At 70.6% G+C, this 21,684-nt stretch carries 18 protein-coding genes; 4 read left to right on the top strand and 14 right to left on the bottom strand.

Features of this window, described 5'->3' with window-relative positions; all coding sequences use genetic code 11:
• Positions 1-4: 4 nt before the first annotated feature.
• The 8 genes from mraY to DEJ11_RS07140 form a co-directional block, all read right to left on the bottom strand.
• Positions 5-1,108: a phospho-N-acetylmuramoyl-pentapeptide-transferase gene (gene mraY / locus DEJ11_RS07175; RefSeq protein WP_071405416.1), complete on the bottom strand. Its 1,104-nt coding sequence runs from the start codon at positions 1,106-1,108 to the stop codon at positions 5-7.
• Entirely contained in the window at positions 1,105-2,613 is a 1,509-nt protein-coding gene (locus DEJ11_RS07170; protein ID WP_111103513.1) for a UDP-N-acetylmuramoyl-tripeptide--D-alanyl-D-alanine ligase, read from the bottom strand. The genes mraY and DEJ11_RS07170 overlap by 4 nt, the downstream gene beginning before the upstream one ends.
• Entirely contained in the window at positions 2,610-4,256 is a 1,647-nt protein-coding gene (locus DEJ11_RS07165) for a Mur ligase family protein (protein WP_111047164.1), read from the bottom strand. The genes DEJ11_RS07170 and DEJ11_RS07165 overlap by 4 nt, the downstream gene beginning before the upstream one ends.
• A 14-nt stretch (positions 4,257-4,270) precedes the next feature.
• Complete coding sequence (locus tag DEJ11_RS07160) at positions 4,271-6,040, bottom strand: peptidoglycan D,D-transpeptidase FtsI family protein (RefSeq protein WP_111023101.1); 1,770 nt, start codon at positions 6,038-6,040, stop codon at positions 4,271-4,273.
• A 49-nt stretch (positions 6,041-6,089) separates the two neighbouring features.
• Positions 6,090-6,812, bottom strand: coding sequence for a cell division protein FtsL (ftsL, locus tag DEJ11_RS07155; protein WP_111103512.1), 723 nt, complete (start codon positions 6,810-6,812; stop codon positions 6,090-6,092).
• Position 6,813: 1 nt separating this feature from the next.
• Entirely contained in the window at positions 6,814-7,779 is a 966-nt protein-coding gene (gene rsmH / locus DEJ11_RS07150) for a 16S rRNA (cytosine(1402)-N(4))-methyltransferase RsmH (RefSeq protein WP_111103511.1), read from the bottom strand.
• 106 nt (positions 7,780-7,885) lie between these two features.
• Positions 7,886-8,317 (bottom strand): division/cell wall cluster transcriptional repressor MraZ, encoded by a 432-nt coding sequence (mraZ, locus tag DEJ11_RS07145; protein WP_017886616.1) that lies wholly within the window; start codon positions 8,315-8,317, stop codon positions 7,886-7,888.
• Positions 8,318-9,024: 707 nt separating this feature from the next.
• Positions 9,025-9,420, bottom strand: coding sequence for an SCO2097 family morphological protein (locus DEJ11_RS07140; protein WP_111103510.1), 396 nt, complete (start codon positions 9,418-9,420; stop codon positions 9,025-9,027).
• Positions 9,421-9,516: 96 nt separating this feature from the next.
• On the opposite strand from DEJ11_RS07140, the gene DEJ11_RS07135 reads away from it, so the two are divergent.
• Positions 9,517-10,635 carry a polyprenyl synthetase family protein gene (locus DEJ11_RS07135; protein WP_071405410.1) on the top strand — a complete coding sequence of 373 codons (1,119 nt, stop codon included), beginning with the start codon at positions 9,517-9,519 and terminating at the stop codon, positions 10,633-10,635.
• A 69-nt stretch (positions 10,636-10,704) separates the two neighbouring features.
• On the opposite strand, the gene DEJ11_RS07130 is transcribed toward DEJ11_RS07135, so the two are convergent.
• A complete protein-coding gene (locus DEJ11_RS07130; RefSeq protein WP_171907813.1) occupies positions 10,705-11,061 on the bottom strand; it encodes an Rv2175c family DNA-binding protein in 357 nt (118 codons plus the stop codon).
• 172 nt (positions 11,062-11,233) lie between these two features.
• Between DEJ11_RS07130 and DEJ11_RS07125 the strand changes: the two genes are divergently transcribed.
• Together DEJ11_RS07125 and pknB are read left to right on the top strand one after the other, a co-directional pair.
• Entirely contained in the window at positions 11,234-12,505 is a 1,272-nt protein-coding gene (locus DEJ11_RS07125) for a LysM peptidoglycan-binding domain-containing protein (protein ID WP_258375379.1), read from the top strand.
• Between the two features lie 82 nt (positions 12,506-12,587).
• On the top strand, positions 12,588-14,663 hold the full coding sequence (gene pknB, locus DEJ11_RS07120) for a Stk1 family PASTA domain-containing Ser/Thr kinase (protein WP_111103562.1): 2,076 nt from the start codon (positions 12,588-12,590) through the stop codon (positions 14,661-14,663).
• A 155-nt stretch (positions 14,664-14,818) separates the two neighbouring features.
• Here the strand turns inward: pknB and DEJ11_RS07115 are convergent, their stop codons facing one another.
• The 3 genes from DEJ11_RS07115 to DEJ11_RS07105 all read right to left on the bottom strand — a co-directional run bounded on the left by DEJ11_RS07115 (position 14,819) and on the right by DEJ11_RS07105 (position 18,090).
• A complete protein-coding gene (locus DEJ11_RS07115) occupies positions 14,819-16,204 on the bottom strand; it encodes a class II 3-deoxy-7-phosphoheptulonate synthase (protein ID WP_110864693.1) in 1,386 nt (461 codons plus the stop codon).
• A gap of 104 nt (positions 16,205-16,308) precedes the next feature.
• Complete coding sequence (locus DEJ11_RS07110; RefSeq protein ID WP_071405408.1) at positions 16,309-17,034, bottom strand: lysophospholipid acyltransferase family protein; 726 nt, start codon at positions 17,032-17,034, stop codon at positions 16,309-16,311.
• 102 nt (positions 17,035-17,136) lie between these two features.
• Complete coding sequence (locus DEJ11_RS07105) at positions 17,137-18,090, bottom strand: ROK family glucokinase (RefSeq protein WP_017886608.1); 954 nt, start codon at positions 18,088-18,090, stop codon at positions 17,137-17,139.
• A 121-nt stretch (positions 18,091-18,211) separates the two neighbouring features.
• On the opposite strand from DEJ11_RS07105, the gene DEJ11_RS07100 reads away from it, so the two are divergent.
• Positions 18,212-20,149 carry an AMP-dependent synthetase/ligase gene (locus DEJ11_RS07100; protein ID WP_111103509.1) on the top strand — a complete coding sequence of 646 codons (1,938 nt, stop codon included), beginning with the start codon at positions 18,212-18,214 and terminating at the stop codon, positions 20,147-20,149.
• Between the two features lie 757 nt (positions 20,150-20,906).
• Here DEJ11_RS07100 and DEJ11_RS07095 read toward each other — a convergent pair.
• Positions 20,907-21,038, bottom strand: coding sequence for a hypothetical protein (locus DEJ11_RS07095; protein WP_258366694.1), 132 nt, complete (start codon positions 21,036-21,038; stop codon positions 20,907-20,909).
• Between the two features lie 142 nt (positions 21,039-21,180).
• Positions 21,181-21,684, bottom strand: a complete 504-nt coding sequence (locus DEJ11_RS07090) for a peptide deformylase (protein ID WP_071405406.1) — start codon at positions 21,682-21,684, stop codon at positions 21,181-21,183.

Here is a 21,684-nt window from a genome sequence, read left to right as displayed (position 1 = left end):
CGGGTCAACCAACGCGTGCGATCCATTCGAGGTAGAAGAGTCCGACCCCCGCCGCGACGAAGAGCCCGGCGATGATCCAGAAGCGGACGACGACGGTCACCTCGGCCCACCCCTTCAGTTCGAAGTGGTGGTGCAGCGGACTCATCAGGAAGATGCGCTTGCCGTGGGTGATCTTGAAGTAGGCCCGCTGCAGGATGACGGAGCCGGTGACGATGAAGAACAGGCCACCGATGAGGATGAGCAGCAGCTCGGTGCGGCTGAGGATCGCGAGGCCGGCCAGGGCACCGCCGAGGCCGAGCGACCCGGTGTCACCGAGGAAGATCTGCGCCGGCGAGGTGTTGTACCAGAGGAACCCGATGAGCCCGCCGCAGACCGCGGCCGCGACCACGGCGAGGTCGAGCGGGTTCGAGACGGTGTAGCAGGCGTGGGCGGTGTTCGAGTCGAGCCGTGCCCCGCCGCAGATCTGGTTCGACTGCCAGAAACCGATGATGACGTACGAGCCGATCGCGAGGATGCTCGACCCGGTGGCCAGGCCGTCGAGCCCGTCGGCCACGTTCACGCCGTTCGACGTGGACACCGTCAGCAGGACGATCCAGGCGAGGAACAGCACGGTGCCGATGACGGTGCCGAGCGCCATGAAGTCGAGCCACGGCACGTCGCGGATCGCCGAGATCATCGTGGACGCCGGCGGCTTGCCGTTCGACGTGGGCACGACCAGGGCGATCGTCGCGAAGATGACGCCGACGATGACCTGGCCGAGGATCTTGGCCCAGCCGCCGAGCCCGAGGCTCCGCTGACGGCGCACCTTGAGGAAGTCGTCGATGAAGCCGACGAACCCGAGCCCGACCATCAGGAACAGCACGAGCAGCCCGGACAGCGTGATCGAGTCGCCTCCGATCAGGTGGCCGACGAAGTACCCGATCACCGCACCGATGATCAGGACGATGCCACCCATGGTGGCGGTCCCGCGCTTGGTGTGGTGGGACTGCGGACCGTCATCACGGATGAACTGCCCCCACCCGAGACGGTGGAAGAGCTTGATGAAGGACGGGGTGAGCAGCAACGTGAACACCAGCGACGTGGCGCCGGCGATGAGGAGCGCGATCATTCGGTGACACCTCCGAGGCGGTCGCCGAGGAATCGCAGTTCGGCAGACTTCGAGGACTTGACGAGGACGACGTCGCCGGGGCGGAGCATCTCCTGCATGGCACGGACGGCGTCGTCGACGTCCTCGATGTACACGGACTCGCCGTCCCACGATCCCTCGAGGGTGGCGGCCTGGTGGATGGGCATCGCGCCGCGGCCGACGACCACGAGCTGTCCGATGCCGAGGCGGACGACGAGCCGACCGATGCGGTCGTGCTCCTCGACGGAGTACTCACCGAGCTCGGCCATCTCACCGAGCACGGCGACGGTCCGCTCCCCCGGGCGCACGATCTGCGCCAGGGTCCGCAGCGCCGCCGCGGTGGAGTCGGGCGACGCGTTGTACGCGTCGTTGATGACGGTGACGCCCTCGGGGCCGCCCTGGAGCAGCTCCATGCGCCAGCGCTCGGCGCGCGTCATCGACGCGAGCGCCGCGGCGCCGTCGGCGAGCGGGACGCCCCACAGGTGGGCGACGGTGAGCGCGGCGGACGCGTTCATGGCGTGGTGCTCACCCAGGATCGCGAGGCGCACGTCGACGTGATCCGGGCCTCCAGACAGGGTCGCGTCCGTCGGACGGTCGCCTTCGTGGCGGACGGGAGGCGCGGTGAGGGTGAAGCGGGTGCCGCTGCGGTCCGTCTCGATGCCGGTGATGCGGTAGTCGGCCTCGGCCGACGTGCCGAAGCCGACCACGCGCGCGGCCGTCAGGTCGCGCATCGACGCGACGCGGTCGTCGTCGACGTTGAGCAGGGCCGTGGCGGTCTCGGGCAGGTCGGTGACCATCTCGGACTTCGCGCGCTGCGTCGCCTCGATGCCGCCGAACTCGCCGGCGTGCGCGAGGCCCACCTTGAGGACGACGCCGAGGTCGGGCTCGGCGATCGAGACGAGCTTGGCGATGTGGCCGACGCCGCTCGCGCCCATCTCGACCACCAGGTACCGGGTGTCGTACGTCACTCGGAGCATCGAGATCGGTGCGCCGACGTGGTTGTTGAACGAGCCCTCGGGCGCGACGGTCGCGCCGTGCTGCTCGAGGATCGTGCGGAGCATGTTCTTCGTGCTCGTCTTGCCGTTCGAGCCGGTGATGCCGACGACCCGCAGGGGTGCCGGGCGACCGTCGGCGTCGACGCGGTCCGCGGTGCTCATCCGGACGCGCGTGACGACCTCGTGCGCGAGCGCGGCGAGGGCCTCGTACCCGTCGGCGACGACGATCTGCGGCGCGGTGGTCTCCACGCGGTCGGGCGTGATCACCAGGGCGGCACCGGCGTCGACCGCTGCGGGCACGAAGCGTCGGCCGTCGGTGACCTCACCGGGGAGGGCGAAGAAGACGCTGCCGGGGCGGACCAGGCGGGAGTCGGTTTCGACCGAGCCCTCGACGACCAGGTCGCCGGCCTCGGCGACGTCGGTCGCCTGCGCGCCGCCGATCAGCTCGCCGCCGACCGCGGTGGCGATCTCGGCGAGGGTCATGGCGATCATCGGACGTCCTCCGCCGGACCGGAGTTCGGCTCCCAGCCGGCCTCGCGCAGGGCCACGCGGGCCTCGTCGCGGGCGGAGTACGGCGTGCGGACGCCCTGGATGTCGCGGTAGTCCTGGTGGCCCGGGCCGGCCCAGAGGATCGAGTCCCCCTCGCCGACCAGGCTCACGGCCGTGCGGATGGCGGCCTCGGGCGGGCTGACCTCGTGGATCTCGTGGTCGGGGTATGCCGCACGTGCGGCGTCGACCAGGGTCTTCCGGATCGACGCGGCGTCCTCGAAGCGGGGGTGGTGGTCGGTGACGACGAGGATGTCGCTGCCGGCCGCGGCCACGCGGGCCATGTCGCCGCGCTTCGTGGTGTCGCGGTCGCCGTCGGCGCCGAACAGCATCAGGACCTTGCCGGAGGTGAACTGCCGGACCGCGGCGAGGGTGTTCTCGAACGCGTCGGCGCTGTGGCCGAAGTCGACGTAGACGCTCGGGCCGTGCTCGCCGGAGACGCGCTCGGTGCGGCCGGGCAGGTAGCACTCGATGGCGGAGACGCGGTGTGTGTCGCCGTCACGCTCGCTCGCGTCGTCCTCGTCGGGGTAGCGGCGGTGGTTGCTCTCCAGCGCGTGCGCGATGGCACCCAGCTCGAACCCGCCCTCGACGAGCATGACGATCGCGAGTGCCGCGTTCGCCGCCATGTGCCATCCGATCAGCGGCACACGGGTGGTCAGTTCGCGGCCCTCGGGGCCGGTCAGACGGAACTCGGTGTAGGCGGCGTGCGCCTCGACGATGTCGACGTGCCACTCGGCCTCGACGTCGGGGTGCACGGTGATCGTGGTGACCGGGATGCGGGAGTCCTGCACCACGCGGTGGCCCCAGTCGGTGTCCAGCGAGACGACGCCGCGACGGGCGTGCTCGGGCTGGAACAGCGGGAGCTTCGCCTGGTAGTACTCCTCCATGTCGGCGTAGTCGTCGAGGTGGTCGTGCGACAGGTTCGTGAAGGCCGCGACGTCGAAGACGATGCCGTCGACGCGGTGCCGGCTGAGGGCCTGGGCACTGACCTCGACGGCGACCGCGCGGACCTCGCTCTCGCGCATGCGTGCGAGGAGCGCGTGCATCTCGCTGGCCTCGGGCGTGGTCAGGCGGCTCGTCACGCTGAGCGAACCGATGTGGCGCTCGGCGGTCGAGCTCAGGCCGGTGACCAGGCCGAGCTGCTTGAGGATGCCCTCGAGGATGTAGGACGTGCTCGTCTTGCCGTTCGTGCCGGTGACGGCGAACAGCTGCGGCAGGTCGGTGGCCTCGTCGGGGTGCGTGCGGTAGACCCACGCCGCGACGTCGCCGAGGGCGGCGCGGGGGTCGTCGACGACGAGCACCGGCAGCCCGGACGGCTCGACCAGTGCGACGCCGTCCTGGTCGGTCAGGACGGCGACGGCGCCGCGCTCGGCGGCCTCCGTCGCGAACTGTGCGCCGTGCCGGTTCGCACCGTGCACGCCGACGAACAGGTCACCCGGCTGCACCTCGGTGGCGCTCAGGGTGACACCGGTGGTCTCGATGCTGTCGACCGAGCCGACGACTCGCAGACCGAACGCGTTGGCGAGTTCGGAGACGGCCCTCGGGGTCGGGTGTTCGGGTCGGAGGACCGGGGGGATCCGTGCGGACAAGTGTTCCTTCTTCCTCACCACGTGGACGGGTAGAGCTTCGCCTCGGACGCGGAGGGGGCTACTCGGTACTTCTCGAGCACCTGGGACATGAGTGTGCGGAACGCCGGAGCCGCTCCGCTGGACCACTTGTTGGTCTGCGGCTTCGTGAACGTCACCGTGACAACATACTGGGGGTCTTCGGCGGGTGCCATTCCGGCCACCGACGTGATGCGCTGACCGCCGTAGCCCTGCGACCCCTCGGCCACCTCGGCGGTGCCGGTCTTCGCGGCGATGTTGTAGCCGGAGATCGGCTTCATGCCCACCAGCGTGCCACCCGTGACGACGCTCTGCAGCATGCCGGTGACCTGCGTGGCGGCGGCTGCGGAGACGACCCGCTGCTTCTGCACGTCGGGCGCGTCGATCGTCTTGCCGTCGGCCGTGGTGCAGCCCTTGACGAAGTGCAGCGGGATCCGGACACCGTCGTTCGCGATCGTCTGGAACACGCTCGCGACCTGCACCGCCGTCGTCGAGATGCCCTGACCGAACATCGAGTTGATGTTCGTCTGCTGGTCCCAGTTCGGGCTCGTGCCGTAGTCCATCGAGGGCTGGCCCGGGTAGTCGATGGCCGTCTCCGGCTCGAACAGCCCGAACTTCTTCATGTAGTCGAAGCGCTGCTGGGCGGTCAGCCGTGCGCCGAGCTCGGTGATGCCGACGTTCGACGAGTTCTGCAGGATGCCGGTCAGCGTGAGGTTCTCGGTGGGGTGGAACTCCGAGTCGTGGATCGTGCCGCCCCAGGGGAACGTGCGCGAGTACGGCACGACCGCCTGGTCGGTGGGGTTCGACTTGCCCTGGTCGAGCAGCGCGGCGGCGATCGCGGCCTTGATCGTGGAGCCCGGCTCGTACGACGCCGTCAGGGCACGGGAACCGAAGGCGCCCTTGTCGGTCGTGGCGTCGACGTCGTTCGGGTCCACCGTCGGGTAGTCGGCGACCGCGAGCAGCTCACCCGTCTTGACGCTCGTGACCGTCGCCGTAGCGGACTCCGCCTGCAGGGTCTTGGCGGCGGACGCGATGGTCTGCTGCGCCATGTACTGCAGGTCGCTGTCGATCGTGGTCTCGAGCGTGCCGCCGTCCTTGGCCTTCTTCGTGGTCACGGTGCTGCCCGGGAGCTGCACGCCGTCCTCGCCGCGCTCGTACGTCTCCGACCCGTTCGTGCCCGCCAGGCACTGGTTGTAGGAGTACTCCAGGCCGGCCTGGGCACCGTCGGTGCCCATGAAGCCGGTGAGGTTGCCCGTGGTCGCACCCGTCGGGTACACCCGGGCCGCCTGTGGCTCCGGGTACAGCCAGGGGATGCCGAGTGCCCGCACGGCCTCGTAGTGCTGCACGTCGAGGCCCTTGACCAGGTAGGCGAAGTCCGACTTCGGGTTCGCGGCGATGTTCTTCCGCATGGTCGCGACGTCGCCGCCGGAGGCCTTCGCCAGCGCGCTGAGGGCGGTGCCGACGCTGACGTCCTTGATGCGGGTGCCACCGAGCTTGCCCTTGAACTGCTTGACCAGGCGCGGTGAGGTCGTGATGTTGTACCGGGTGACGCTGTCGGCGAGTTCGGTGCCGTTGCGGTCCACGATCGACCCGCGGGTGCCGTAGATCGTCACGGGGATGCTGCGCTTCTGCGCCGACGCCTTGTTCAGCTCGGACGCCTGGACGACCTGGATGTCGACGAGCCGCACCACGAACACCCCGACGAGGGCGATCACGGCGAGCATCACGATGCTGTAGCGCAGGCGTCGGTTGCGGATCGTCTTCGTCACGCGGTGCGGTCCTTCCCGGGCGGTGCTGAGGGTGCGGCGGACCCGCCGGTCACCGGGTGGAGGGCGCCTGGAGCGGGTTCGCGTCGGACTCTACGGACGACTTCGCCGTCCCCTGGTCCGACGCGCTGGCGCCGCTCGTCTTCTCAGACGTGGCGGTGCTGTCGGTGGTTCCCGTGGTGCCCGTGGCGCCCGACGAGTCCTTCGTGCTCGACGTGCCCGACGTGCCCGACGTGTCCGTCGTGCTCGTCGTGCCCGTCTCCTTGCTGGTGGAGGTGTCCCCCGGCTTCGTGGCCAGCGGGACGTCGTTCAGCAGCGAGTTCGGCACCTGGTTCTCGGTGGACGCCGTGGCCTCGTCGGGCTTCGCAGGCGTCGGCGTGCCGTACACCCGACCGGTCTTCGGGTCGAGGTACACGGGCGTCGAGTTGGCGATCATGCCGAGCGACTGCGCGTTGCGGGCCAGGTTCTGCGGCGAGTCGAGGACCCGGAGCTGCTCGGACAGCGACTGCTGCGTGCGGGACAGGTTCGTCTGCTCGGCCGACAGCGAGTTGAGCGTGTAGGCGCCCTGGCTGAGCACCATGCTGATGCCGAGCTGGGCCAGCAGCAGGATGCCGAGCGCGGCGACGGCCACCACGGCGTACCCGATTCGGGGGCGAGCCCGGCGCTGGGCCGCGGTCGGGGTGACCTCGACCAGCTCGGGGCGGTGCTGACGGTCGGGGCGCGGGGCCCGCGACGGGACGACCGCAGGGTCGACGAGTGCGAGGTTCGTGCTCATGTCAGTTCCGGATCCGCTCGGCCGCGCGCAGGCGCACGGGGGTTGCTCGGGGGTTGGCGGCGCGTTCGGCCTCGTCGGCCAGCTCGGCGCCCTTGACGATCAGGGAGAAGGTCGGGGCGTGCTCGGGCAGCTCCACCGGCAGGCCGGCGGGGGCGCTCGACTTCGTGCGCTCCACCAGGGCCCGCTTGACGATGCGGTCCTCGAGGGACTGGTACGACTCGACGACGATCCGGCCGCCGACCGCGATGGCGTCGAGCGCCGCCGGGATCGCCCGCTCGAGCACGCTGAGTTCGGCGTTGACCTCGATGCGGAGCGCCTGGAAGACACGCTTGGCCGGGTGCCCCTGGCGCTGGATGGCGACCGGGGTCGCGTCGTGCAGCACCTGGACCAGGTCGGCGGACATCTCGAACGGCTTCGTCGCCCGCCGCTCGACGATCGCTCGGGCGTAGCGGCCGGCGAGCTTCTCCTCGCCGTAGCGCTGGAAGATGCGGCGGAGTTCGCCCTCGTCGTAGGTGGCCAGGACGTCGGCGGCGGTCTGCCCCTCGGTTCGGTCCATGCGCATGTCGAGCGGTGCGTCCTGGCTGTACGCGAACCCGCGCTCGGCCCGGTCGAGCTGCAGCGAGCTCACGCCGAGGTCGAACAGCACGCCGTCGACCTTCGTGAAGCCCTCGCCCTCGATCGCGTCGACGATGCCGTCGTACACCGTGTGCACGAGGCGGACGCGGTCGCCGAAGCGGGCCAGGCGCTCCCCCGCGATGCCGAGTGCGTCGGTGTCCCGGTCGAGTCCGATGAGCGTCAGCTCCGGGAACCGCTCGAGCAGGCCCTCGGAGTGGCCGCCCATGCCGAGCGTGGCGTCGACGACGACCTTGCCCGGTCCTTCGAGCGTCGGCGTGAAGAGGTCGACGATGCGCTGGAGCATCACCGGCGTGTGCGGGAAGCGTGGCGTCTCGTTGTCGTTGTCGGCCATATGCAGCCCCTCGTCTCCTGGGCCGTGGGTCCGGATCCCCATCCATGCGACCTGACACCGGGGAAGTGGCGTCAGGGCTTCACGGCTGGGAGTCCCGATCCGCGGATCAGAAGATCCCTGGGATCACCTCCTCGTCGTTGTCGGCGAATGCCTCTTCGGCTTCGGCGTAGTAGGCCTCCCACGCGGGGGTGGACCAGATCTCGGCGCGGTCACCGCTGCCGATGACCGTGAGGTCCCGCTCGAGCCCCGCGTACTCGCGGAGGTTCTGCGGGATCGTCACGCGGTTCTGCTTGTCGGGCTGTTCGGCGCTGGCCCCCGAGAGGAACAGACGCATGTAGTCCCTGGTGCGCTTCGACGTCATCGGGGCGGTCCGGATGCGCTCGTGGAGTTCCTCGAACGTCCGGGCGCTGAAGACCACGACGCAGCGTTCCTGGCCGCGGGTCATCACGAGCCCGCCGGACAGTTCGTCCCGGAACTTGGCGGGGAGGATCACGCGACCCTTCTCGTCGAGCTTCGGGGCATGAGTACCGAGCAGCACGTCGGGCCTCCCCTCCGCTCCACCGGACCGTTGCGAGCCCCACTTTACTCCACTCCCCTCCCCTCGACCAGGAATCCGTTCCCTTTTCCGCCCGCGACACCCCTACTGGGGGCATCGAAGCCGGAATGCACCCCGCGGGGATGACCGCGGATGCCCGGATCCATGCGGTTCGCGAGCGCCGGAGCAGCCGTGGAGGAAAGTGGAGGACTTTCGCAGCCGGTGGAGCACCCCGGGGCGCGCCGCGGGCTCACAACGGCGAATGGTCACGGACTGTCGCTCGCGCGGCCCCCAGCCGACAGTTCCTGCACCCTCGGCATCCACCGCGCGGCACGTCGTGACCACTCGCGCACGCACCGGCGGCGGTCCACCCCGGCCTCCCCGGCCTGGAAGCCCGTCCCACCTCGGCCGCGGCGCTCACGCGGGCGCACGGTCGGCTCCACCACGCCCGGCCGCCGGTCAGCGCGGGTTCACGACGTACCGCCGCCGCGACGCCGAGTGGTCACGAACTGTCGCTCGCGCGGCCCCCAGCCGACAGTTCCTGCGCCCTCGGCGGCCAGCACGCGGCATGTCGTGACCACTCGCTCCGGCACGACCCCGGCACGACCCCGGCCCGCCCCACCCACAGCCCCCCGGAAACACGAAACGGGGCCGACCCGAAGGCCGACCCCGTGGAGGAGTGTGGAGGGAGTCCTGCTGACCCCCGTCAGCTACTGACTCTGGTCGTTGCGCTTGTCCCAGCGCTCGTTCATCCGGTCCATGAAGGACCCGCCACCACCGCCGGACGGACGCGCCGACCCACCGGACGCGGGCTTGCCCGGCCGAGCGGGCTTCGCCTTCGGGGCACGCATGCCCGGACGCAGCGCGAACAGGACACCGGCGAGCATCACGACGAAACCGAGGATGCCGAGCAGCGGCGCCTTGATCACCAGGCCGACGATGACGATGGCGACCCCGGCGAGTGCACCGAGGACACCGAGCGTGATGGCTGTGTACGTCGGACGACCCTGTCGACGTGTGACACGAGCCACGAAATCGGAATCGTTCTGGTAGAGGCTGCGCTCCATCTCTTCGAGAAGGCGCTGCTCCTGTTCCGAGAGCGGCATCTTGGTTCCCTCTGTTCCTGGGATCGACGCGGGGTTGAAAAACGCGGGTTGAGTGGACCGATTCTATGCCTCGACCACTCCACTAGGGTAGGGATCGTGGCTGAGAGTACGCGATTAGTGGACCTCGTATCGGCGCGTATCGACCGGGCACTCGACGAGCAGCGTGAACGGCTCCTCGCGATCAGCCCCGACCTCGCGCCGTTCGACCGGTACGCCCGAGACCTGTTGTCCGGCGGCAAGCGCTTCCGGGCGCTGTTCTGCTACTGGGGATGGCAGTCGGTGGCGGGCCGTTCGGGCTCGTTCGACCCGCTGGCCGAAGGGTCCCGACAGACCACCGCCGAGGCCGTCGTCACGGTCGCCGCAGCGCTCGAGGTCTTCCACGCCGCGGCCCTGGTGCACGACGACATCATGGACCGCTCGGACACCCGTCGTGGGCGTCCGGCCGCGCACCGCCGCTTCGAGTCCCTGCACGAGGAGTCCGGCTTCGTCGGCGACCGCGGGCAGTACGGCACGAACTCCGCGCTGCTCCTCGGCGACCTGCTGCTCTCGCTGAGCGACTCGGTGTTCGACGAGGGTCTCGCGCTCCTCGACCCGGTGCGGGCCCGCATCGTCCGCCAGGAGTTCCACGCCATGCGCCTCGACGTCACGGCGGGGCAGTACCTCGACGTGCACGAGGAGACCGCCTGGCCCGTCATCGACGAGTCCGAGCACCTGCTCCGCGCCCAGCGCGTCATCGTCTTCAAGTCGGCGAAGTACTCGATCGAGGCCCCGCTGGTCATCGGCGCCCTGGTCGCCGGCGCGAGCGACTCCCAGCTCGAGGGCCTCCGCGCCTTCGGACTCCCCCTCGGCGTGGCGTACCAGCTCCGCGACGACATGCTCGGGGTCTTCGGTGACCCCGAGGTCACCGGCAAGCCGGCCGGCGACGACCTGCGCGAGGGCAAGCGCACCGTCCTCATCGCCTCGGCGCGCAAGACGCTGGCGAGCGGCCCGCGGCAGCTCCTGGACGAGCTCCTCGGCGACCCCGACCTCGACGAGGAGCAGGTGCAGATGCTCCGCGCGACCCTCACCGAGTCCGGTGCCGTGGCCGCCGTGGAGCGGTCGATCGAGCGGCACGTCCAGCGCGCCAAGGCGGCACTGGACGCCTCGCCGCTGACACCGTCGGCACGCGAGCAGCTCGCGTCGCTGGCCGACACGGTCAGCCGCCGGTCGTCCTAGACGCACCCCAAGACAGACGGGAGGCCCGGTGCCAGCTGGCACCGGGCCTCCCGTCTGTCCGGAACGCGTCTAGAGCAGCGACTGGGCGATGCGACGCACCTCGGCCTTGCGACCGGCGCGCAGCGCCGCGATCGGCGTGGTGCCCATCGCGTCGTCGACGGTGAGCATCCAGCGCACCGCCTCGTCGTCGGTGAAGCCGTTGTCGCCGAGCACGATCAGCGTGCCGCGGAGTTCGGGCATGGGCTCGCCGTCCTCCAGGAACTCGACGGGCACGCGCAGCACACCGCCGACGCGGGCTGCGAGCAGGGTCTTCTGCTCGAAGAGTCGGTGGATCCGTCCGGGGCTGGTGCTGAACATGTCCACCAGCTCGGGGACGGTCAGCCAGCGTTCGGAGAGGGACAGGTCGTCGACGGGTGCGGCACTCACACGCCCATGGTGCCAGAGTGACCGCCGGAGTGAATGCGGCTCGTTCGTCACATTCGTCACATCCACCCCATCTGACTCTCTGGTTGACTTGGGAATCAGGCCATGCCAGCGTTGTGGCACCTGTGAGTGCGCGCATGCGTGCGCACGGCTCAGTCGAGATCAGGAGAAACCCGTGGACCACGCTGCAGACGAAGTCGCCCGGCGCGCACGATCCGCCCGGTTCGCCACCATGCCCATCGTCCTCGCGGGCACCATCGCCGTGACCGCAGGCCTCACCGGCCCGGTCGCGCACGCCGAGCCCCGGCACGACGACGCCGACGCGAACCACAAGCGCCACGTCGACCAGGACCGCGCCGTGACCGACCGCCCGGTGTTCGGCACCGCCGTCGCCCGGCCGTCGCAGACCGTCGTGCGGACCGTCGCCGCGACCACGAAGGCCCCCACCACATACACCGTCCACCACGGCGACACGGTCTCGGGCATCGCCGCCCGCTTCGGCCTGTCGGCGCAGGAGATCCTCGTGCGCAACGGCCTCGGCTGGAACACGATCATCCACCCCGGGCAGACGCTCCACCTGGCGTCGACCCCCGCCGTCACCACCGCCGCGGTCCGGACCTCCGGGTCGACCGGCGGCTCCGGCTCGGACACCTCGAGCTACCACGTGAAGCACGGCGACACCGTCTCCGGCATCGCGTCCCGCGTCGGCGTGTCGACCACGGCGCTCCTCAGCGCGAACAATCTGTCGCAGCGCAGCGTCATCTACCCCGGCCAGACGCTGCGGGTGCCGCACGGCACGTCGTCGACGCCGTCGGTCTCCACCGCCTCGGCCCCGTCGACCAAGTCGAGCGTGAAGATCAGCGCCGGCGACACCGTGGCCTCGATCGCCGCCGCGCACCACGTCTCGGTCAAGTCGCTCCTGTCGGCGAACGGCCTGTCGTACACGAGCACGATCTACGCCGGCAAGACACTCGTCATCCCGTCGTCGAACGCCACCGCCGCCCCCGCGGTCGCCGCGAGTGCCGCGGTGAGCGGTGCCGTCGGCCTGAGCGCCGAGCAGCGCCAGAACGCCGCGACCATCGTCGCCGTGGGTCGATCGCTCGGAGTCCCGGACCGCGGCATCGTCGTGGCCCTCGCCGCCGCGATGCAGGAGTCGAGCCTCCGGAACCTGCCGCACGGCGACCGCGACTCGGTCGGCCTGTTCCAGCAGCGTCCGAGCCAGGGCTGGGGCAGCGCGGCGAAGCTGCAGGACCCGGCGCACGCCACCGCGCTGTTCTTCGGCGGGCGGAACAACCCGAACGCCGGCAAGACCCGCGGGCTGCTCGACGTGCCCGGCTGGTCCTCGATGAGCATCACCGACGCGGCCCAGGCCGTGCAGCTCTCCGCCTACCCGAAGGCCTACGCCACCTGGGCGAGCGCCGCCGAGGGCTGGCTGGCGACCCTCTGAGCCTCATCCGGAAGATCGAGATTGGGTCACGGCCGGTGCGCCGGTGCGTCCGAGTGCGGTCTCGATTCGTAGAATGCCGCCGATGACCACCAACGCCGCCACGGACCCGATGATCGGTCGCATGATCGATCAGCGGTACCGCGTCCGCTCCCGCATCGCGCGCGGGGGCATGGCGACCGTCTACCTCGCGACCGACGTGCGCCTCGAGCGACGCGTCGCGATCAAGATCATGCACGGGCACCTGGCCGACGACCAGGCCTTCCGTGAGCGCTTCATCCAGGAGGCCCGTTCGGCCGCACGGCTGTCGCACCCGAACCTGGTGGGCGTCTACGACCAGGGCGCCGAGGGCGAGATCGCCTACATCGTCATGGAGTACATCCCCGGCATCACGCTGCGGGACCTGCTGCAGGAGCACCACGCCCTGACGCCCGAGCAGGCGACGGACATCCTGCGCGCCGTGCTGGCCGGGCTCGCCTCGGCCCACCGCGCCGGGATCGTGCACCGCGACCTGAAGCCCGAGAACGTCCTGCTCGCCGACGACGGCCGCATCAAGCTCGGCGACTTCGGCCTGGCCCGCGCCACGACCGCGAACACGGCGACCGGCGCGGCCCTGCTCGGCACGATCGCCTACCTTTCCCCCGAGCTCGTGACCCGCGGCGCCGCCGACTCGCGCAGCGACATCTACGCGCTCGGCATCATGCTCTACGAGATGCTCACCGGCGAGCAGCCCTACAAGGGCGAACAGCCGATGCAGATCGCCTACCAGCACGCCAACGACTCCGTGCCGGCACCGAGTGCCGCCGTGTCCGGGGTGCCGCCGGAACTCGACGAGCTGGTCGCCTGGTCGACCGCACGCGACCCCGAGGACCGCCCCCGCGACGCCCGCGAGATGCTCGACCACATGTCGGGCAACCAGCAGCGCGCGACCGGGCAGTACCGCACGGCCGTGCTGCGCCCCGAGAACGGCACCGCGATCCTGCCCTCCGGTGGTGCCGGCACGCTCGGCGCCGCAGCGGCCGCCGCCTCGGTCGGGGCTGCAGGAGCCGCAGGTGCGGACGAGACCGCCATCATCGACCGGTCCGGCGACCGGGACACCGGCGACCGCGGTCGAGCGCCCGCCCGTGCGCGTGGCAACGCCCCCGGCCCCCGTCGCACCGGGGCACAGCCGGGCGTGCTCTCCCCCGCCGGACAGCGGCTCGCCGACCAGTCGGCGAAGCGTCGGAAGCGCGGCTGGATCCTGCTGTCCGTGGTCGTCGTGCTCGCGCTGATCGGAGCCGGCTTCGGCTGGTACTTCGGCCCGGGGCCGGGTGGCAACGTGCGGATCCCGGAAGTCACGGGCAAGTCGGTCTCGCAGGCCCGGCAGCTGCTCGAAGCACAGGGCCTGCAGGCGGCGTCGAAGACCGGGACACGGTTCGACGCCGTCGTCGCGAAGGGGCAGGTCTCCACGACGAAGCCGGCCGCAGAGCGCGAGGTACAGAAGGGCACGGCGGTGCAGATCGTCGTGTCGAACGGCCCCCGGATGATCCCGCTGCCGGCGATCGTCGGGCAGCCGCTCTCCACCGTGACGGCCGCGCTCGACGACGACTTCGAGCTGCAGGACGACCGGTACGAGTTCTCCGCCGACGCCCCGAAGGACACCGTGGTCGCGGCGACCGGTCGGGCGTCCGGCGGCAAGGCCCTCGACCTGACGACGGTGCAGGCCTACGGCGAGACCGGGCCGGTCACCCTGACCGTCTCGCTCGGGCCGGTTCCCGACGTGGTCGGCAAGACGGTCGACGAGGCCTCCGCCGCACTCGACGAGGTCGGCCTGATCCTCGGCGCCCGCACCGAGGAGTACAGCGACACCGTGCCCTCGGGCCAGATCGTCTCCGCCGCCGTGCAGGACTCCCCCGCCGTGCGCGGGTCGGCGGTGGACGTCGTCGTGTCGAAGGGGCCGACGCCGATCACCGTGCCGGACCTCGGAAAGGACCGGCCCACGATCAACGAGGCGACGAAGACCCTCGAGGACCTCGGCCTCAAGGTGTCCGTGCCCGACTGCACGAACATCCTCTGCGGCTTCTACGACTGGAAGTCCAAGCTGCCCGTCACCGGCACCGACCCGGGCGCCGGCGCCACGGTCTACCGCGGCGACACGATCACCCTGTCCTACGACCAGTAGGTGCGGACACCGCACCCTCGGCCGTCGACGCGACCCCAGGACGGACGGGAGGCCCGTGGCGGCGCCGTCACGGGCCTCCCGTCCGACACGCGAAAGCGACAGAACCCCGCGAACATGCCGCGGGGTTCTGTCGCTTCGGCGAAACGGTTCCTGCGTTACGAGCGGTCGGGCTGGTGCGCGCCGAGTTCCTCGGCCACCAGGAAGGCGAGCTCGAGGGACTGCATGTGGTTCAGGCGCGGGTCGCACAGCGACTCGTAGCGCGTGGCGAGGGTGGCCTCGTCGATGTGCTCCGAGCCGCCGAGGCACTCGGTGACGTCGTCACCGGTGAGCTCGACGTGCATGCCACCCGGGTACGTGCCGACCTGGCGGTGGGCCTCGAAGAAGCCGAGGACCTCGTCCACGACGTCGTCGAACCGGCGGGTCTTGTAGCCCGTCGGCGTGGTCAGGCCGTTGCCGTGCATCGGGTCGGTGACCCACAGCGGGTTGGCGTCCATGCCCTTGATCGCCTCGAGCAGCTTGGGCAGCTCGTCGCGGATCTTGCCCGCGCCCATCCGCGTGATGAAGGTCAGGCGACCCGGCTCACGGTTCGGGTCGAGCTTGTCGACGAGCGCCTTCATGTCGTCGACGCTCGTCGTCGGGCCGAGCTTCACACCGATCGGGTTGCGTACCCGCGACAGGAAGTCCACGTGGGCACCGTCGATGTCGCGCGTGCGCTCACCGATCCAGATGAAGTGCCCGGACGTGTCGTACGCCAGACCCGAGCGCGAGTCGATGCGGGTCATCGGGCGCTCGTAGTCCATCAGCAGCCCCTCGTGCGAGGCGTAGAACTCGACGTGCTTGAGCGCCTCGAAGTCGGCACCGCAGGCGTCCATGAAGCGGATGGCGCGGTCGATCTCCTTGGCGAGGTGCTCGTAGCGGGCGTTCGCGGGGTTCGAGGCGAAGCCCTTGTTCCACGAGTGCACCTGGCGCAGGTCGGCGAAGCCCCCCTGCGTGAAGGCACGGACGAGGTTCAGCGTCGAAGCGGCGGTGTGGTACCCCTGCACCAGGCGGCGCGGGTCGGCCGTCCGGCTCTCCGGCGTGAAGTCGTAGCCGTTCACGATGTCGCCGCGGTATGCCGGCAGCGTGACGTCGCCACGGGTCTCGAAGTCGCTCGAGCGGGGCTTGGCGAACTGCCCGGCCATGCGCCCCATCTTGATGACGGGCATCGAGGCGCCGTAGGTCAGCACGACGGCCATCTGCAGGATCGTCTTGACCCGGTCGCGGATGGAGTCGGCGGTGGCACCGGCGAAGGTCTCGGCGCAGTCACCGCCCTGCAGCAGGAACGCCTTGCCCTGGGCGGCCGCGGCGAGCCGCTCACGCAGCTTGTCGACCTCGCCCGCGAACACGAGCGGCGGGAGCGTGGCGATCTCGGCCGAGGCGGCCTCGGCCGCGGCGGCGTCCGGCCAGGTCGGCTGCTGCTTGATCGGGAGCGTCCGCCAATAGTCGAGCCCCTCGATGACGTCCGGATCCTGCAGGGCGACGAAGTCGGTCGACTCGGGCAAGGGCGTTACCTCGGTGTTCTGTGCGGGCGGCCCGACGACGCTGACCGGCACCGGGCCGCGCGTCGTCGATGGGCGTCCTGGCGGGGTGCCGGGACCATCAGAGCCTAACGTGCAGGCGTCGACTTCCGTTCCCGCATGACGGCCTCGCGCGCGGAGCTCGCCCGCTCCTTCACGCTGGTCGCGTAGACGTCCACGTACTCCTGACGGCTCAGGCCGGCGAGCTCGTGCATGACCTCGTCCGTGACGCTGCGGAGGATGAAGCGGTCGGTCTCGAACCCCTGGAACCGCGAGAAGTCGAGCGGCTTGCCGAACACGACCCCGACGCGCTTGATCTTCGGGAAGCGCTGCCCGATCTGCTGCACCTCGCGCGTGCCGACCATGGCCACGGGGACGACGAGCACGCGCCCCTCGAGGATCATCCGGGCGATGCCGGTGCGGCCACGGTAGAGCTTGCCGTCGGGGCTGCGGGTGCCCTCGGGGTAGATGCCGAGCTGCTCACCGCGCGCCAGGACCTGCAGGCCGGTGCGCAGCGATGCCTCGGACGCCTTGCCGCCGGAGCGGTCGATCGGCAGCTGGCCGATGGCGTTGAAGAACGTCTTCGTCGCCCAGCCCTTCAGGCCGCGGCCGGTGAAGTAGTCGCTCTTCGCCAGGAACGAGAGTCGACGGTCGAGCACCGCCGGCAGGATCACCGAGTCGATGAACGAGATGTGGTTCGACGCGAAGATGACCGGGCCCGAGGTCGGGACGTGCTCACGCCCGACGACCCACGGCCGGAACAGGGTGAGGATGAGCGGGCCGAGCACGAAGTTCTTCAGCAGCCAGTAGGTCATCGACGACTCCAGGTGGTGAGAAGGTCCGGGTGGTGCACGGCCCGGGGGTGGGCGGTCGTTCGTGTGTGCGTGCGTGCGTGTGTGCGTGTGTGCGCGCCGACCCTACGCCGTGCGGGCGTGGATGCGGGCGAGGTCGGCGGCACCGACGACGCCGGCGTCGTTGACGAGTTCGGCGATCACGAAGTCCGGCTCGGGGTGGTACCCGCGGGCCGGCAGGTTGTTGAGGTACGCCTGCTTGATCGGGTCGAGCAGCCGGTCCCCCGCGCTGGCGACGCCGCCGCCGAACACGAAGAGCTGCGGGTCGAGCACCGCGGACAGCGACGCGCACGCCTCGCCGAGGTGCCGACCGAGCCGACGGAGAGCCGCGAGGGCACCCGGGTCGTCGGCCAGGATCAGGTCGCCGACGATCTTGCCGTCGAGCTGGCCGCCGTTGTCGGCGCGGGCGTCGGCCAGGGCCGAACCGATGCCACCGGCGTCGGCGACGTCGTTCGCCATGCGCTGCAGCGCGCGGCCCGAGCCGTACTGCTCGATGCAGCCGCGGGCACCGCAGCCGCAGGGCAGGCCGTTCGGGACGATGCGCAGGTGACCGATCTCGCCGCCGGTGCCGAAGCCCCCGCGGAACAGGCGGTCCTCGGTCACGATGGCGCCGCCGACGCCCGTGCCGATGGTCAGCATGGTCATGTCGGACACGAGTCGACCGGCGCCGAACCGGAACTCGGCCCAGCCGGCGGCGTTCGCGTCGTTGTCCACCGTGATGTGGAGGTCGCCGAGGCGCTGCTGCAGCTTCTGCCGGAGCGGTTCGTTCCGCCACCGGATGTTCGGCGTGTAGTAGACGATCGACTGCGAGGCGTCGATGAACCCGGGGGCAGCGACCCCCACGGCGCCGACCTGGTGGAGCGAGCTGAGTCGCTCGACCATCGAGACGACGTCGTCGAGCATGGCGTTCGGGTCCGCAGCGTTGGTGGCCACGCGGTCCTCGGCGACGATCTCGCCCAGTTCCGTCACGACCGCACCCGCGATCTTGGTGCCCCCGATGTCGATTCCGATGGCGTGCACGAGCAACGAGCCTACCGGTTCGCCGCGAAGTCACGGAACGCCCGGTGACGCGTCCTATGCTGGCGGTGTCGCCTCGGTGTTGAGGCGCACTCGAGTCGAACCGGCAGACAAGGGAGTCACCGTGAACGATCAGCGTCCTGCACGCAGCAGCGCCTCCACCGACACGTCCACCGCTGGCAGCGCCGCCACCGGGACCACGCCGTCGGCCGGGAGGCACGCCACACCCCACAGCGCCGGTCCCGTCGCCCCGGACCACGGCTCCGCAGCGCGGCTCCTCGGCGACCGCGTCCGGCTGACGCCCGACCGTCCGATCCTGGCCCAGCGCCACGGCGACACCTGGACCACCTTCACCGCGGCGGAGATTCTCGCCCGGGTGCGCGGCATCGCGAAGGGCTTCGTCGCCGCCGGGCTCGAACCGGGCGCGCACGTCGCGATCCTGTCCCGCACCCGTCTGGAGTGGACCCTGGTCGACTTCGCCGTGTGGACAGCCGGCCTGGTGTCCGTGCCCGTGTACGAGACGAGTTCCCCCGACCAGGTGCGCTGGATCCTGTCCGACTCCGAGTCGGTCGCGATCATCGTGGAGCAAGAGGAACACGCGCGCCGCGTCGCCTCCATCGCACCCGACCTGCCGTCCCTGGGCCAGCACTGGACGATCGACGGCGGCGGCCTCGACGACCTGACCCGGCTCGGCGAGGACGTCACCGACGACGAACTCGACGCCCGGACCGCGAACGTGCACGGGCACGACGACGCCACGATCATCTACACCTCGGGCAGCACCGGCCGGCCGAAGGGCTGCGTCCTGCGGCACGACAACTTCACCGCCACGGTGGAGGGCGCGAGCGAAGCGATGCCCGAGGTCGTCGCCGACGGCGCCTCGACCCTCCTGTTCATCCCGCTCGCCCACGTCTTCGCCCGGTTCATCGCCGCGATGTCGGTGTCCGCCGGCGTCCTCGTCGGCCACGAGCCGGACACCAAGGACCTGATGCGGGCGGTGTCGACCTTCAAGCCGACGTTCCTGCTCGCGGTCCCCCGGGTGTTCGAGAAGATCTACAACTCCGCCGAGCAGAAGGCCGACCTCGGTGGCAAGGGCAGGATCTTCCGCGCGGCGGCCGACACCGCGGTCGCCCACTCCGAGGCCCTCGCAGCCGGCAGGGTGCCGTTCCTGCTCGGGCTGAAGTTCAAGCTGTTCGACCGGCTCGTGTACGCCAAGCTCCGCGACGCCCTCGGCGGCCGGGTCGAGTACGCCGTCAGCGGTTCGGCGCCCCTCTCCCCGCGGCTGTCGCACTTCTTCCGATCGATCGGGGTGCTCATCCTCGAGGGCTACGGCCTGACCGAGACCACCGCCCCCGCCACCGTCAACCGTGCCCGGGAACTGCGCATCGGAACGGTCGGGCGCGCGCTGCCCGGCATCGAGGTCCGGATCGCCGACGACGGCGAGATCCTGATCCGCGGCGTCGACGTCTTCGACCGGTACTGGCGGAACGACGAGGCGACCGAGCACGCCTTCGCCGACGGCTGGTTCCGCACCGGCGACCTCGGCCGGATCGACGCCGACGGGGTCCTCACGGTCACCGGACGCGCCAAGGAGCTCATCGTCACCGCGAGCGGGAAGAACGTCGCGCCGGCACCGCTCGAGGACGGCATCCGCGAGCACCCGCTCATCGGCCAGGTCGTGGTCGTCGGCGAGGGCAAGCCGTTCGTCGCAGCACTCGTGACGCTCGACCGCGAGATGCTCCCCGGCTGGTGCGAGTCCCGCGGGATCACCCCGGCGCTGAGCGGGCACGAGGCCGCCTACGACGAGCGTGTGCTCTCCGCCGTCCAGGAGGCCATCGACGCCGCCAACGGCCGGGTCTCCCGCGCCGAGTCGGTCCGGTCGTTCACGATCCTCGACACGGACCTGACCGAGGCCTCCGGGCACCTCACGCCGAAGCTCACGATCAAGCGGTCGGTGATCCTCAAGGACTTCGCCGCGGACATCGACCACATCTACTCCGGGTCGAAGGTGCAGACGACGGCGACCCCGGTGATCGAGGGTCGGCGGCGCAACCGCGCGTAGCGCCCGCCGGGCGTACCTGGTCGTTCCGGGCGTAGCGGGTCGGTTCTTCCGACCAGGTACGCCCGATTGCGTCAGGTGCGCATGGTCGTGGACGCGACGACCTGGAGGCCCGGCGCCGGGCCGCCGGACTGGCGCCGGGCCTCCAGGCGGTCGCCGCGCGTGCGGCTGGCAGCTTTCGGGCGTACCTGGTCGTTTCCGGCGTACCGGGTCGTTTCTTCCGACCAGGTACGCCCGATTCCGCCAGGTATGCGCGCGGCCGCCCCGCTGAGAGACCAGCCCCGGGCGTACCGGGTCAATTCGGGCGTACCGGTCGATTCGGGCGTACCAGCTCGTTCCGGGCGTACCAGCTGGTTCCGGGCGTACCCGGTCGATCCTTCCGACCAGGTACGCCCGATTCTTCCGGCCAGGTACGCCCGATTCCGCCAGGTACGCGCGCGGCCGCCCCGCTGAGCGACCAGCTTCGGGCGTACCTGGTCGTTTCGGGCGTACCTGGTCGATTCTTCTCACCAGGTACGCCCGATTCCGCCAGGTACGCGCGCGGCCGCCCCGCTGAGCGACCAGCTTCGGTCGTACCGGGTCGATTCGGGCGTACCTGGTCAATTCGGGCGTACCGGGTCGATTCTTTCGACCAGGTACGCCCGATTCCGCCAGGTACGCGCGGGTCACAGACGCAACGGCCTGGAGGCCCGGATCACGTCCGTCGGACGTGATCCGGGCCTCCAGGCCGTTCAGCGGGCGCCGGGGGCGCCTGCGGGGCTCAGGCCTCCTGCGACTGCTCCGTCGCGGGGGCGTCGAGGACGGCGGTCGAACCGGTCGTGACGGTGGTCTCGGCTGGTCGACGGTTGGTGCGGGTGCGGTGCGAGCTGAGCTCGTCGTTCTGACTGGTCATGCGGGAGTCCTGGGGGGATGGGATGGTCGTCGGTGGGAGGCCGACAGCAGCACGGTACCCCCTCGTCAGGACAAAGCGACAATCCCCCGTGGGGGTGTCACACCACAGTTCACAGCCGGCGAACGCGGGACTGTGCAAGCGCTCAGTGGAACCAGTCCTGCGCACGGATGTCGCGCAGTGCCTGACGGCGGACCTCGGGGTCGAGCGTCATCACGTAGACGGTGCCGTCGAGGTGGTCGCACTCGTGCTGGAGCGCCTCGGCCATCAAGCCGGTGCCCTCGAGGACGACCTCGTCGCCGTCGACGTCGACACCCCGCACCTTCGCGTACGGGGAGCGACGCGTCGGGTAGCCGAGCCCCGGGACGGAGAGGCAGCCTTCTTCCATGAGCTCGGGCTCCCCGGAGACCTCGACGATCTCCGGGTTGAGGACGTAGCCGACCTCACCGTCCACGTTGTACGAGAACGCACGGAGTCCGACGCCGATCTGGGGCGCGGCCACTCCGGCCCGTCCGGGTTCCTTGACGGTGTCGATGAGGTCCTGCACGAGGTCACGGACCCCGGCGCTGCCGAGCAGTTCGGGGCGGATCGGGTCGGCCGGCGAGCGGAGGACGGGGTCGCCGAACAGGCGGATGGGACGAACGGTCAA

The organism is Curtobacterium sp. MCLR17_058 (assembly GCF_003234705.2).
In the GTDB taxonomy this organism is placed as follows: domain Bacteria; phylum Actinomycetota; class Actinomycetes; order Actinomycetales; family Microbacteriaceae; genus Curtobacterium; species Curtobacterium flaccumfaciens.
Note: the sequence above shows the minus strand (reverse complement) of the source record. Positions and strands in the feature narration are given on the sequence as shown.